The organism is Paenibacillus sp. An7 (genome assembly GCF_009870785.1).
Taxonomy (GTDB): Bacteria; Bacillota; Bacilli; order Paenibacillales; family Paenibacillaceae; genus Paenibacillus.
Window position 1 is genome coordinate 225173 of the sequence record NZ_WTWX01000003.1, and the last position, 13670, is coordinate 238842.

The 13670-nt window shown below is 46.2% G+C and carries 12 protein-coding genes; all 12 read left to right on the forward strand.

The features are described from left to right. Nucleotides 1–245 precede the first annotated feature (245 nt). Nucleotides 246–1796 carry a phytoene desaturase family protein gene (locus GQY27_RS06275; protein WP_160032693.1) on the forward strand — a complete coding sequence of 517 codons (1551 nt, stop codon included), beginning with the start codon at nucleotides 246–248 and terminating at the stop codon, nucleotides 1794–1796. Beyond that, nucleotides 1787–3256, forward strand: coding sequence for a phytoene desaturase family protein (locus GQY27_RS06280; protein ID WP_328802961.1), 1470 nt, complete (start codon nucleotides 1787–1789; stop codon nucleotides 3254–3256). Before GQY27_RS06275 ends, GQY27_RS06280 begins: the two co-directional genes overlap by 10 nt. Further along, nucleotides 3253–4125 (forward strand): phytoene/squalene synthase family protein, encoded by an 873-nt coding sequence (locus GQY27_RS06285; RefSeq protein ID WP_160032694.1) that lies wholly within the window; start codon nucleotides 3253–3255, stop codon nucleotides 4123–4125. The genes GQY27_RS06280 and GQY27_RS06285 overlap by 4 nt, the downstream gene beginning before the upstream one ends. Further along, nucleotides 4125–4895: a carotenoid biosynthesis protein gene (locus tag GQY27_RS06290; RefSeq protein ID WP_160032695.1), complete on the forward strand. Its 771-nt coding sequence runs from the start codon at nucleotides 4125–4127 to the stop codon at nucleotides 4893–4895. The genes GQY27_RS06285 and GQY27_RS06290 overlap by 1 nt, the downstream gene beginning before the upstream one ends. Further along, nucleotides 4864–5601: a lysophospholipid acyltransferase family protein gene (locus tag GQY27_RS06295; RefSeq protein WP_160032696.1), complete on the forward strand. Its 738-nt coding sequence runs from the start codon at nucleotides 4864–4866 to the stop codon at nucleotides 5599–5601. Before GQY27_RS06290 ends, GQY27_RS06295 begins: the two co-directional genes overlap by 32 nt. Nucleotides 5602–5604: 3 nt before the next feature. Continuing rightward, nucleotides 5605–6819 (forward strand): glycosyltransferase family 2 protein, encoded by a 1215-nt coding sequence (locus tag GQY27_RS06300; protein ID WP_160032697.1) that lies wholly within the window; start codon nucleotides 5605–5607, stop codon nucleotides 6817–6819. Next, nucleotides 6816–8288 (forward strand): phytoene desaturase family protein, encoded by a 1473-nt coding sequence (locus GQY27_RS06305; RefSeq protein WP_236570508.1) that lies wholly within the window; start codon nucleotides 6816–6818, stop codon nucleotides 8286–8288. The genes GQY27_RS06300 and GQY27_RS06305 overlap by 4 nt, the downstream gene beginning before the upstream one ends. Nucleotides 8289–8423: 135 nt before the next feature. After that, the gene (gene fni, locus GQY27_RS06310) at nucleotides 8424–9530 is read left to right on the forward strand and encodes a type 2 isopentenyl-diphosphate Delta-isomerase (RefSeq protein WP_160032699.1); all 1107 of its coding nucleotides are present in this window, start codon (nucleotides 8424–8426) and stop codon (nucleotides 9528–9530) included. A 13-nt stretch (nucleotides 9531–9543) separates the two neighbouring features. Continuing rightward, nucleotides 9544–10026, forward strand: a complete 483-nt coding sequence (locus GQY27_RS06315; protein WP_160032700.1) for a GNAT family N-acetyltransferase — start codon at nucleotides 9544–9546, stop codon at nucleotides 10024–10026. A gap of 197 nt (nucleotides 10027–10223) precedes the next feature. Beyond that, a complete protein-coding gene (gene ychF / locus GQY27_RS06320) occupies nucleotides 10224–11324 on the forward strand; it encodes a redox-regulated ATPase YchF (RefSeq protein WP_160032701.1) in 1101 nt (366 codons plus the stop codon). A 323-nt stretch (nucleotides 11325–11647) separates the two neighbouring features. Further along, nucleotides 11648–12715 (forward strand): peptide chain release factor 1, encoded by a 1068-nt coding sequence (gene prfA / locus GQY27_RS06325; protein ID WP_160032702.1) that lies wholly within the window; start codon nucleotides 11648–11650, stop codon nucleotides 12713–12715. 6 nt (nucleotides 12716–12721) lie between these two features. Then, nucleotides 12722–13618: a peptide chain release factor N(5)-glutamine methyltransferase gene (prmC, locus tag GQY27_RS06330; RefSeq protein WP_160032801.1), complete on the forward strand. Its 897-nt coding sequence runs from the start codon at nucleotides 12722–12724 to the stop codon at nucleotides 13616–13618. The last annotated feature ends 52 nt before the right edge of the window (nucleotides 13619–13670 follow it).

The window sequence follows — 13670 nt, forward strand, 5'->3', positions numbered from 1 at the left end:
ATCATATATTAGCACGCTCTTTGTTTTGAAAAGAGGGTGCTTTTTTGCTTTTTAAAAGGTGTTTTTATGATCGAACGAAGAAGTTAGTGTAATAGGTTTGTATAATGTTTGTCTTACCTTTACTTTACTCGCGATGATTTGTATTATATTTGTATAACGTTATAGATGAATATATTGGGAAGATTGTGAATATTGTCTATCATATCCGCTAATCCTAACCGTAATTATAGAAAGGTGAGTCTGCAATGAACCATGATCAGAACAAGAGACAAGCTGTTGTCATTGGAGCTGGGCCTGGGGGGTTGGCGGCAGGGATGCTGCTTGCCGGCCAGGGATATAAAGTTGATATATATGAAAAACAAGCGGTGATTGGAGGACGATCTGCGAGACTAGAGCTTGGAGACTATCGTTTCGACCGCGGAGCTACCTTTTTGATGATGCCTCATCTGCTTGAAGAAATGTTCCAGAAGGTGGGCAGGTCATTATATGATTATGTGGACATGCAGCAACTCGACCCGCTGTATTCTCTCCATTTTGGGGATACCGTATTCAGACCCTCCAGTGATGAAGAGAAGACAGCGGCAGAGATTGCACGCGTGTTTCCCGGAGATGAACAGAACTACAGAAACTTTATGCGGGATGAATCTGTTAAATACCAAAAGGTAGAGCCGCTTCTACGCAGACCTTTTGGCAAGTTATCTGATTACATAAAACAAGATGCGATCAAGGCACTTCCTTATCTTCATCTACAAGATACGGTTTACGGCAGACTTTCTCGGTATTTCCAAGATGAACGGCTCCGGTGGGGATTCACTTTCCAGGCTAAATATTTAGGGATGTCAGCTTGGGATTGCCCAGGAACGTTTACGATTCTTTCCTACATAGAACATCATTTTGGATTACATCATCCAAAAGGCGGAGTCAATCGGATCTTCCAAGCGATGGCCGATGTCATTCGGGAGTATGGAGGAACCATCCACACAAGTACGGCTGTACAGAAGATTCAAGTGGAGCAAGGTAGAGCACAAGGTCTTTTACTTGAGAACGGGGAAGAAGTGAAGGCTGATCATGTTGTGCTAAATGGAGACTTTGCTGCATCGATGAACAAACTGTTTGAGCCTGGGGTACTGAAGAAATACACGCCTGAGAAAATCAAGGATATGAAGTATTCCTGCTCCGGTGCCATGCTTTATCTAGGCGTGAACAAGAAAATCGACCTTGCTCATCATTCCGTTCATTTTGCGGCTGATTATCGTAAAAATGTGGATGAGATGACGCTGCATAAAGTTTTATCAGAAGACCCTTCCATATATGTTCATAATCCGTCTGTGCTTGACCCGACTCTGGCGCCGGAAGGCAAGTCATCCCTGTATGTGCTGATGCCAACGCCGAATACGACAGCGGATATCGATTGGGATGGACAGCGAGCTGAAATACGGCAAAGAATGATGGATCGTCTGGAACAAATTCCGGAACTTGCGGGTTTATCCGAATACATCGAAGAAGAGATGTTTTTCACCCCGCTCCAGTGGGAAAAAGAGCTGGATATTTATAATGGAGCGCTCTTTAATCTCTCACATAAGCTTGGGCAGATGATGTATTTAAGACCGCATAACCGATTTGAGGAAGTGGAAGGTGTCTATCTCGTCGGCGGAGGAACCCATCCAGGCAGCGGCTTGCCTACCATTTTTGAATCCGCCAAAATCTCTGTAGGATTAATCCAAGAGGATGACGCAAAAAAACAAACCGCACGTCCCCTCTTTAAAAAAGGGAAGGAAGCAGGGCAATGGACATGAACAAGAAACAGATTGCCATTGTAGGCTCCGGAATTGGCGGGCTGACAGCCGCTCTGCTATTAACGAACCAAGGATATCAAGTGACGATCTATGAAAAATCCCATCGTACAGGCGGCCGGCTTGCCTACGAAGAAGAAGGGATCTACCGAATTGATCAGGGGCCGACAATTGTTTTATTGCCGGATATGCTCCTGCGTATTCTGGAAGAAGCCGGCGTGGACCGTTCCAAAGTGGAACTGATTCGCTGCGATCCGATGCATCGTTTTTATTTTGAAGATGGAAGAGTACTGAATAAGTGGTCAAGCCGGGAAGAACAGGTAGACGAAATTAACCGTGTATTCCCAGGGGAAGGCAAAGGGTTTGAGCAGTTTATGGCGGATATGGACCCGCTGTTTCCAAGAGGGGTAAGCGCTATTCTTGAGCGGCCTTTTCCGAAGCAAAGAGATTTCTATACTCGCGAGATGACAGGCCTTCTAAAACAGATGAGAGCTTATACGAGTCTGCGTTCTGCAATGGGCCGTTATTTCCATAGTGATCAACTGAAAGATGCTTATTCCTTGCAAAGTTTATACATCGGCGGGTCACCGCTGTCGACACCCGGTATCTATACTTTGTTGCCTTATGCAGAACATGAATATGGCGTATGGATTCTCAAAGGCGGATATGCTTCCCTAGCTTCCATACTGGAAGAGGAGTTAAAGAATCGCGGGGTAGTCTTCCACTTCGGTGAAGAGGTTACATCGCTGATAATAGAAGAAGGAAGCTGTAAAGGAATTGTGACTTCACAAGGAACAGCTCATTATGATGCTACCCTGTTTAATGGTGATTTCCCGCAGATTACAGATCTGATGGATCGGAAGCACATACGAAAAAGACGTGCCTACAAAGCATCTTCTGGGTGTTTGCTAGTATATCTGGGCGTAGAAAAAAGGTTTGAGGAAGCAACGACCCATCAGTTTTTCCTTCCAAGCGCTTTTGTCTCTAACATGAAAGAAGTATTTCAGAAGCATAGACTTCCTGATCATCCTTCCTTCTATGTATTTAATCCCGTTCATGCGGATGCATCTGCGGCACCAGAAGGTCATAGCGTTCTCTATTTTTTAATACCTGTACCGAACGCCGAAAGATTCTCTCATGGGGAGGAAACGGGTAAGCTGGTAGAGAAAGTGCTTGAAGAGGCAGAGAAAAAAGCTTTCCCTGCCCTCAGAGAAAATATTCGCTGGCAAAAAGTACGTACACCAAATGATGCCAAGCGGGATGGATTATATGGAGGAGGAAGCTTTGGCATTGCGCCGGTATTGTCCCAATCCGGAGTTTATCGACCTCAGCCGAAGCCTTATCCGAAGATCCAAGGTTTATATGCGGTAGGCGCTTCCATTCATCCAGGCGGGGGAGTTCCCATCGTGATGCAGGGCGCGAAGCTGGCAGTTAATCAATTAATAAAGGAGTTGAAATCATGAACGAAATGATATTCGAACGTTGTGAGGAAATGATCAAGAAAGGTTCGACTTCTTTTTATCATGCTTTTTATGGTTTACCGAGTCCCAGGCGTGAAGCCGTATTTGTGATATACGCATTCTGCCGGATCATCGATGACAGCGTAGATGAACCAGAGAAGGCTCCTTATTCAATTCATGAGCTGAGGGAACATTTACACGCGCTTGAAAAAGCCGAGGGTCACTTTATATGGCCGGCACTTCGCTGGTTGTTTGATACGTTTCCCATGTTGTCAAAAGCCCCATTTTTCAGACAAATGGATGGACAATTATCAGACTTAACCCTGACTCAGTATTCTACGGTAGATGAGCTTGAGCATTACTGTTATTTGGTTGCAGGGACGGTTGGTGAGATGCTGCTCCCCGTGCTTCGCGATGACAGCGGAATAAAGGTTATGGAATCAGGGATTGCACTAGGCAAAGCAATGCAGATTGTGAACATCATTCGGGATGTGGGGGAAGATCAAAGGAGAGGCCGCCGCTATCTTCCACTAGAGATGATGAAAGCTCATGGCTATACAGAAGAAGATTTTCATAACCAAATTATAAATGAACGGTTTATATCTTTGCTTACCGAATTAAGAAAGAGGGCACTAAACTTATTCGAAATCGGATTATCCGATATAGGAACGTATCCTCAAGTAAGCGGCTTTGCCATTGAACTCGCATCATCCTATTATGCCTCGATCTTACAAGCAGTGGAGAGTAATGAGTATGATGTGTTCACAAAGCGGGCCTACGTAGATGATGAAACGAAGATGCAACTGTTTTTAGAAGTAGCTTCTAGATATCCTGCTCTAATAGGAGAAGGACTGAAAGCAGCGGTATCCTAATGGTTCAGCTTATTTACTGGATTTGGTACAGTATTGGAGCGGTTTTGTTATTAACGATCGGCGTCCCCGATGCGCTCTCGTTCTCAAATGGGATATTTCTTATTTTATATGCACTATGTGCTGTTGATCTTATTTTTAGTAACGACGTGAAAAATCAACTGTCCGACCAGTCAGTCAGTTGGTGGAAGAAACCAAGATTCTGGATGATGGCAGTCGTTATCTGGACTGGGGGAATGGGGGTTGAATGGGTCGGGGTCCATACGGGTTGGCCGTTTGGATCCTATCATTATTCCTATTTATTTGGACCTCATTTGTTTGCCGTTCCTTTTACGCTCGGATTTGCTTGGATCGCTGTGGTTGGAAATTCAGCCCTTCTCAGCGGGGGAGGAGCCGGCTGGAAGAGCAAAGGAATAAGAGCCGTAAAGACAGGAGCATGGGCACTTATGATGGACTTGGTACTTGATCCAGTAGCTCATCACCGAGAATTTTGGAGCTGGGAAGCTGCTGGTGGATTTTACGGGGTTCCGTGGACCAATTTTGTAAGCTGGTTTGTCATGGGAGGCCTGTTGTCACTCTTTATTCCGCCCATCCCGAATGATCCTGTTGTTCAGCGAAAAGCAAAGGTTCTATACCAAACGTTTATATTGCTGTTTGGATTACTTGCCGTTCAAGCCGGACTCTATGGCAGTGCCATGATCGCTGCACTCGGTATATTGCTTGCTGAAGGGAGACATCAGTATGCTGCCCGCAAACAAGTCTCGGCTTTTTGATCAAATGTTTTTTCATTATCATCAAAAATACCTGCTCGAGCGGCGGTTTAGATATGTCGGTTTCACCGGTGATCTAGACCCTTCGCTCGTAGAGGGCAGACCTGTGCTATATATCATGAATCACAGTTCGTGGTGGGATGGTCTGCTGGCTTATCACGCTTTTCGTAAACTTACGACCTATGATCACTACGTCATGATGGAAGAGAAACAGCTCAAAAAGTTTACCTTTTTTCGCAAATTAGGAGCCTTTTCGATCAACAAAGAGTCTGCTTCTGATGTGAAGGCTTCCTTTGAATATACAATGCAGTTATTACGTGCTGGAAAACGGGTATGGATGTATCCACAGGGAAAAATCATGCATCAAGATCTGCGTCCACTTACATTTCAGCGTGGGATCGGAGTTTTGCTGAGACGGGTGCCGGATGCTGCTGTCATACCGGTAACTCTAGTACACGGGATGTATGGACAGGACAAGCCGGAAGCGCTGATGATGGCAGGTCCTCCGCTGCTGGACAATTGGGGAATGATGGACAGCAGATTAATTACGAACAGGCTTGAGACCGTAATGGTAGAACAACTAGACAGTCAAAAAGTAGAGGTAATGAAGGCTGAAGATAATCGTCCCATGCGATATCAACCTCTAACGAAATCAGGACGTTCCACAAGTGAACATTTTGATCATGTTTTTGTACGGAAGCGGGGATGAATCATGAATATTGTTCACACGCTGCTGCTGATCCTCTGCGGTATTCTTGCCGTTCAGCTGGTCTTTTCCCTCTGGAACCGGACCAAGCTTCCACTCCTTGGCGTACCGGATGATAACAAAGATTGTACTGCAGATCACATCGTAGAGCGCTCGAAAGACACTCGCCTATCTCACATCAATAGGGACGCAAAGACGACAAAGACGAAAATCTCTGTTCTAATTCCTGCGCGGAATGAACAGATTCATATTAAAGATTGTGTGGAAAGTGTGCTGGCTGCGGATACAGAGGGCATACAGCTGGAGGTCATTGTTCTCAATGACCGATCGGAAGATCAAACCGGTGAGATTCTAGAACAACTGGCGACAAAAGATCACCGTCTTCGTATTCTGGAAGGCAAGGAACTTCCCTCAGGATGGATGGGCAAATCCTATGCATGCCATGAGCTTGCTCAGCAGGCAACCGGAGAGTGGTGGCTGTATATGGATGCCGACGTCAGATTAGAAAAAACGGCACTAACCGCGGTGCTCACCACCGCGCAAGCTCAGCAAAAAGGACTTGTTACGGGCTTCCCCCGCCAAATAACAGTCACATGGCTGGAGAAACTGGTCGTACCTATGATGAAATTTACGATTATCAGTCATCTGCCTATTGTGCTAGTGAGAGGTTCGCAGAATCCTCGTTTTGTTGCGGCTACCGGTGCGTTTATGTTTATTCACCGAGATACCTATAAAGCAGCAGGAGGGCATGAAGCAATCAAGGCAGATTTGCTGGATGATATGCAGCTTGCCCGTGCGGTGAAAAAAGCAGGTCATCCGGTTACTCTGGCTGATGTTCATCGCCATACTCGCACAAGGATGTACCAGAATGCAGCTGAGGTATGGAACGGATATAAGAAAAATATGTACGAGGGCCTTGGGCGCAGTGGTTTTCTTTTAGCGGGGGTTCTTGTGATGTATGCTGCTCTCTATCTTCTCCCGCCAATCAGTTTTCTGATTGGAATGTTTACTGGTGACTTTAAAGCAATGGCTTTGGGAGCGGTGGGGACATTACTAGGAATGCTAGTGAAAAGAGTGGCTGATCTTACAGGAAGCCATCCGTTCTGGTTAAGTTTACTTCACCCAGTCAGCATTCTTTTTGTCATTGCCATTGGTATCTCATCCTGGCTTGGAGCCGTTACCGGTAAAGGTTATGTGTGGAAAGGGAGGCACTATCATTGAACAATCAAAAGGTAGTTATTATTGGAGCTGGATTCGGCGGGTTGTCTTCGGCTATACGTCTTGCCACCTTAGGTAGGGATGTGACGATCATTGAGCGGCAGCAACATGCGGGCGGAAAACTGCAGCGAATTCAGCTTGGCGATTATTATTTTGACCGAGGACCGAGCACCATTACGATGCCCCATGTTTTTCGGGAAGTGTTTGAACTGGCTGGTGTACAGATGGAAGACTATGTGAAAATGTATGATCTCGAGCCAAGGACAAGAAATGTATTTGCTGACGGGACAACGGTAGACCTGTCTAGCGATCGTGCCTTTATGAAAGAGCAGATTGCCGCATACAGCGCAAAAGACGCACAAAACTACGATGCCTTTATGGATGAGTCCAAAGCGCTTTATAGGGAAGCAAATCAGAAATTCCTTGGGCAGCTGATGATTCGTCCCCAGGATAAATATAATGTATCGATGTTAAAAAGCTTACTGCGTGTCAGACCCGTGACGAAGCTGAATACACTGCTTCAGCGTTATTTCACGCATCCAAATACACTCCAAATGTTCGGCAGATACGCAACTTACGTTGGATCTTCGCCTTATGAAGCACCTTCCATCTTCGCCATGCTCGCTCATGTGGAAGCAGAACTTGGGGTATATGGCGTAGAAGGAGGTACGTACTCCCTGGTGTCTGGAATGGAGAAGCTCGCGCGGGAGAAAGGGGTTATCTTTCGGACCGGAGAAGAAGTGAAGAGAATTAAGACACAACGCAACAAAATTACTGGAGTAGAGACGGACAGGGACGAATATACAGCAGACGTTGTTATCGCTAACGGGGATGTACTTAGTATTCATCAGCTGCTGATTCCTGAATCACAGCGCCCATCAATGAACAATCGAAAGATTGAGCAGTATGAGCCCTCCCTATCAGGGTTTGTCACACTTGCAGGCATACAGCAGCAGTATGACAAGCTTCTTCATCATACCGTCTTTTTTCCAGACCATTATCAAGCGGAATTCACGGATATTTTTAGTAAAAAGAGAGCTCCTAAAGATCCGACGCTATATCTTTGTTACTCTGGGTATTCAGAGCAGGGAATGGCACCAGAAGGGGGCAGCAACCTGTTTATTCTTGCCAATGCACCTTATGTATCAAAGGAATGGAATTGGGAGCTTGAGTCGTTTGCTTATCAGGGTAAACTGATCCGGCGGCTTGCAGAGCTTGGTGTGACAGGTTTGGAACGAGCTGACGTAATGAGTCATTACACTCCAGAAGATATTCAGCGTGATACCCTTGCTTACCGGGGCAGTATCTATGGAATCTCTTCCAACAATCCGAAACAAACATTCACAAGACCGTCCAATCGTTCCAAAGATATAGAAGGATTATGGTTTGTAGGAGGGACAACGCATCCAGGAGGAGGAACTCCTATTGTCACCCGCTCGGGAAGGCTCGTAGCGGAGGAGATTGCTCGTTAGAGCATATCTAGGTAAACACAAGGTAAACGTAAGGACAGGCGGAGCAAGCTGTGCTGTCAAACAAGGCGAGAACCTTATTTATAAGGTATAATGACTCTATCTAGCTTGAAATGGAATGGGTAAAGGAGACGGGATATGCGGGAAGTGGGACGAGATAATCAATTACATAAGGATCAAGATTTTCAGGGGGTTGGCGAGCATTTGCTGCCTGAAGTGCCGACCGGCGAACGGAAAATAGAACATGTCCGGCTCTGTCTTAACGAAGACGTGAATGCACAGGGAATAACCGCTGGATTTGAATCTTACCGGTTTCGGCATGCAGCACTGCCTGAGCTTGATTTTGCTGATGTTCAGCTGAATACGATGTTTCTTGGACAAGAGCTCCGCACACCGTTTCTTATCAGTTCTATGACAGGCGGAAGCGGGGCGACAGGTAAGATTAATGAACGCCTGGCAGCGGTTGCTGAAGCAAGAGGCTGGGCTTTTGGTGTGGGTTCCGTAAGGGCAGCGGTTGAAAAAGAAGAACTGGCCGCTTCGTTCTCTATGAGAAAGTTTGCGCCCACGATTCCCATTATTGCGAACCTCGGAGCCGTTCAGCTGAACTATGGGTTTGGCAAAGAAGCATGTCAGCGGGCGGTTGATATCGCGGGTGCATCCATGCTTGTACTTCATTTAAACGGTCTGCAGGAAATTTTTCAGCCGGAAGGAAACACGAATTTCAGCGGGCTTTTGAAGAAGATAGAAAAGCTCTGCGGGGAACTCTCTGTACCTGTTGGGGTCAAAGAAGTAGGCTGGGGAATTGATGGAGAGACAGCAGCCAGACTTTATGATGCGGGAGTTTCTTTCGTTGACGTTGCAGGGGCCGGCGGGACAAGCTGGGTTCAAGTAGAGAAGTTTAGAAATGAAGATATGATGAAAAAAGCAGCGGCAGAAGCCTTTGTAGATTGGGGAATCTCTACAGCTGAATGTATAAACGAAGTACGGCAGATGAACCCCGGGAAAGCAGTGATTGGAAGCGGCGGGCTCACCTCCGGTGTCGATGCAGCCAAAGCGATTGCACTCGGTGCTGATCTTGTTGGTTTTGGAAGATCACTCCTTGGAGCCGCTGTCGAATCAGAAGAAGCACTTCATCAGCGGCTTCACCAAGTAGAATTTGAACTGCGAACAGCGATGTTCGGGGTAGGCGCTCCACGTCCAACGGATTTGCAAGGTACGAAACGGTTGATCAGAACGATCAAGTAAGGGCGGTGTTCCGATGCAGCTTGAATTGATAGCAATGGATAAAGAACAATATGAAGACTTTATGGCGTTTACACTTGTGACCTATATGAAAGAGAAGATACAGGCAGGTACCTGGATTCCAGAACATGCAGAAAGTCGAGCGCTGGAGGATATGAGCAGGATTCTGCCGAAAGGGTACTCCACGGAAAATGCTTATTTCTACCGGGTTATTGATATGGCGCTCGCGACTCCTGCTGTCATCGGATTTATCTGGTTTAATCTCTATCGAAGAAATCATAAAAATGAATTATTCTTATACGACATTACCATCCTGGATGAATACCAGGACCAGGGATATGGTACTAAGACGATGTTCCTTCTAGAAGAAGAGGCTAGAAAACTCGAGGCAGATCTCATAGGACTGCATGTTTTTGGACACAATGAGCGGGCTTTGCATGTGTATCAGAAGATGGGATATGATGCTAGAAGTATTACGCTATATAAAGAGTTGTCATGATTCCTTATTAAGCAATAAGGAAAAAGATACATAACCAATTCACTACAGTGGGAATGGTGACTTAAGAAAAGTAGGAAGAGGGGAAAGCTGCCATAGGCAATATCCTTGAAGCCCTTCTAGTTCTCATATATAATTAGAAAGATTGTTTGATGGAAATCGTAATATACACCAAATACATTTGAGGAGTGTTTATATAAATGGCTTTGAAAGCAGGGATTGTAGGGTTACCGAACGTAGGGAAATCAACCCTTTTTAATGCAATTACACAAGCGGGCGCAGAAAGTGCCAACTACCCATTCTGTACCATTGATCCGAACGTGGGAATCGTTGAAGTTCCGGATGAGCGTCTTGATAAATTGACAGAACTTGTAGTACCGAAAAAAACAGTACCAACGGCTTTTGAATTTGTGGATATCGCAGGACTCGTGCGCGGTGCAAGTAAAGGGGAAGGGCTAGGCAACAAGTTCCTTGCTCATATTCGTGAAGTGGATGCCATTGTACATGTGGTTCGCTGCTTTGAAGATGAGAATGTTACCCATGTGGATGGCAAAGTAGATCCGATCTCCGACATTCAGACAATTAACCTGGAACTCATTCTTGCAGACATTGAAAGTGTTGAGAAACGAATTGAACGTGCGCGTAAGAATATGAAGGGCGGCAATAAACAGCATGCTCAAGAAGTAGAAGTTCTAGAAAAAGTAAAAGCGGTACTTTACGATGATAAACCAGCTCGCAGTATTGAGCTGACAGATGATGAGCAGTTGATTATTCGCGATCTACACTTGCTGACGATGAAGCCGGTTCTTTATGCAGCGAACGTTAGCGAAGATGAAGTTTCTTCTGCAGACACTAACCCTTATGTACTGAAAGTAAAAGAATTTGCAGCCGATGAGAATGCAGAGGTTGTTCCAATTAGTGCGAAGGTAGAGTCTGAGATTGCTGAGCTTGAAGGCGATGACAAAGCAATGTTCCTTGAAGAGCTCGGACTTGCAGAGTCAGGACTTAACCGTCTGATTAAAGCAGCTTACCGTTTACTTGGTCTGTACACTTATTTCACAGCAGGTGTACAAGAAGTTCGTGCATGGACTATTCGTAAAGGAACCAAAGCACCGGGTGCTGCGGGTGTGATTCATACGGACTTTGAACGTGGATTTATCCGTGCAGAAGTTGTGTCATACGATGACCTAGTGGCTGCAGGTTCAATGAACGGTGCCAAAGAACGCGGTCAGCTTCGTCTTGAAGGGAAAGAATATGTAGTACAAGACGGCGACGTAATGCACTTCCGTTTTAATGTATAGAAATAAGTATAGAAATAGCTTCTGATCATGAAGCCTCAGACTCCTCCTTGCGGGATGAGCCTGAGGCTTTCTTCATGAATTCAGCATGGAGTGATCTGTATGATTCTGGGCGCCAGTCCGTATCTTCTCAAGGGCTTTGCCGTATGATATAATAAAGAGTCGCCAGAGTAAACTGCGACGAGTGTTTATTCTATACTAAAAGGATGGATGACATTGTAGCGATACAAATCATCAATAATACGGCACAATACATTTGAATATCAACAGTTGGAAGCTTTCATCATATATAGACAAACATTGAATATGGAGAGGTGATTTTACTTATGCTGGATCGTTTACAAGCATTGGTTGACCGATATGAGAAACTGAGCGAACTTTTGTGTGACCCGGATGTAGTCAGTGATAATAAGAAGCTGAGAGACTACTCTAAAGAGCAGTCCGATCTGCAGCCCTCTTATGAAGCTTACATGGAATACAAGACTGTAATGGAAGAACTGGAAGCAGCTAAGCAGATGCAAGCAGAAAAACTGGACGATGAGATGCGTGAAATGGTCAAAATGGAAATTGATGAACTGAGCACGCGCCAGAAAGAGCTGGAAGATAAGATTCATATTCTTCTGCTGCCAAAAGACCCGAATGATGATAAGAACGTAATTGTCGAGATTCGCGGTGCTGCTGGCGGAGATGAAGCGGCTCTATTTGCAGCTGATTTGTACCGGATGTATACACGTTATGCGGAATCTCAGGGCTGGAAAGTGGAACTGATGGACGTAAATGAGAATGACCTCGGCGGGTTCAAAGAGGTAATCTTCATGATCAACGGACGCGGTGCCTACAGCAAAATGAAATATGAGAGTGGTGCCCACCGTGTTCAGCGGATTCCTGCAACAGAATCCGGCGGCCGGATTCATACCTCTACTTCTACAGTAGCGGTGATGCCGGAAGCAGAAGACCTTGACATCGTTATTCATGATAAAGATATTCGTGTAGATACGTTCTGCTCCAGCGGCGCTGGCGGACAGTCGGTTAATACGACCAAATCAGCGGTTCGTGTAACTCACGTTCCTACGGGAATCGTAGCAACTTGTCAGGACGGAAAATCCCAGAACTCGAATAAGGAAAAGGCATTGCAAGTTCTTCGTACACGTATTTTTGATATGATGCGTCAAGAGGAAGAAGCGAAAATTTCCGGCGAACGGAAGAGTAAAGTGGGAACAGGAGACCGCAGTGAGCGGATTCGTACGTATAATTTCCCGCAAAGCCGTGTAACAGATCACCGTATCGGTTTAACCGTGCATAGACTCGATCAGGTGATGAACGGTGATATTGAAGACATTCTGTCTGCTCTCACGGTTGCACAACAAGCAGAGCTAATGGAAAAAGGGGAATAATGCTTGATGCGGCAAGAATTTAACTTACCGCAGGGAAGCAGCAATCGGGAAGCCTTTGTGAAGGCTTCCTCTTTTTTAGAGGATTGCGGCGTGATGGAGCCGCAAAACAATGCACGGCTTTTGCTGATGCATGTGCTTGGCCTCGAAGGAGCTGCTTATTATATGGCACAGCCGGAACCCTTTCCGGCGGAGAAGATCACAGCTTTCACGGTTGCTGTGAATCGGAAAGGCCAAGGAGAACCTGTCCAATATATTATTGGAGAGCAGGAGTTTTACGGACTGCAGTTTGAAGTAACCCCAGCGGTGCTCATTCCAAGACCCGAGACCGAGCTATTGGTCGAAGCAATTATGAAGCACGGCGATGTGCTGTGGCCAAGCGGAACACCGCGGGCCATTGATATTGGTACGGGCAGCGGCGCTATTGCGGTGACGCTAAAGGCAATGCGCCCACATTGGGACGTTGCAGCCAGTGACATTAGCGCTGCTGCGCTGGAAGTTGCCGCGAAGAACGCAGCGGCAAACGGCGCAGCCGTATCCTTTCGCGAGGGCGACTTGCTTGCGCCCTTCGCGGGAGAGAGGTTCGACATCCTGGTGTCGAACCCGCCTTACATCCCGGCGGGAGATATCGCCGGATTACAGCGCGAAGTGCGCGAGCATGAGCCGCGCACCGCTCTTGACGGTGGGCCGGACGGGCTGGCTCCGTACCGGATCATGATGACGCAGCTGGATTTGCTTGCTGCGCCGCCTGTTTTGGTCGGATTTGAGCTTGGAGAGGGACAGGCGCAAGATGTGGCAGAGCTGTTAAGGCAGGCTGGTCACTGGGACCAAATTGAGATCGTGTCCGATCTAGCTGGAATTGAAAGACATGTCATTGGCATTCATACAAAGGTGACGAAATTGTAAGCTGTAGAACATTTTCTTTTTACGATTTCATCCATTACAATAGAGGATAGTG

Coding starts and splice junctions, on each gene's coding strand:
- GQY27_RS06315 (WP_160032700.1), top strand. CDS start 9,544: ATGCAGCTTGAATTGATAGCAATGGATAAAGAACAATATGAAGACTTT.
- GQY27_RS06300 (WP_160032697.1), top strand. CDS start 5,605: ATGAATATTGTTCACACGCTGCTGCTGATCCTCTGCGGTATTCTTGCC.
- fni (WP_160032699.1), top strand. CDS start 8,424: ATGCGGGAAGTGGGACGAGATAATCAATTACATAAGGATCAAGATTTT.
- GQY27_RS06280 (WP_328802961.1), top strand. CDS start 1,787: ATGGACATGAACAAGAAACAGATTGCCATTGTAGGCTCCGGAATTGGC.
- GQY27_RS06295 (WP_160032696.1), top strand. CDS start 4,864: ATGCTGCCCGCAAACAAGTCTCGGCTTTTTGATCAAATGTTTTTTCAT.
- GQY27_RS06285 (WP_160032694.1), top strand. CDS start 3,253: ATGAACGAAATGATATTCGAACGTTGTGAGGAAATGATCAAGAAAGGT.
- prfA (WP_160032702.1), top strand. CDS start 11,648: ATGCTGGATCGTTTACAAGCATTGGTTGACCGATATGAGAAACTGAGC.
- ychF (WP_160032701.1), top strand. CDS start 10,224: ATGGCTTTGAAAGCAGGGATTGTAGGGTTACCGAACGTAGGGAAATCA.
- GQY27_RS06290 (WP_160032695.1), top strand. CDS start 4,125: ATGGTTCAGCTTATTTACTGGATTTGGTACAGTATTGGAGCGGTTTTG.
- prmC (WP_160032801.1), top strand. CDS start 12,722: ATGCGGCAAGAATTTAACTTACCGCAGGGAAGCAGCAATCGGGAAGCC.
- GQY27_RS06275 (WP_160032693.1), top strand. CDS start 246: ATGAACCATGATCAGAACAAGAGACAAGCTGTTGTCATTGGAGCTGGG.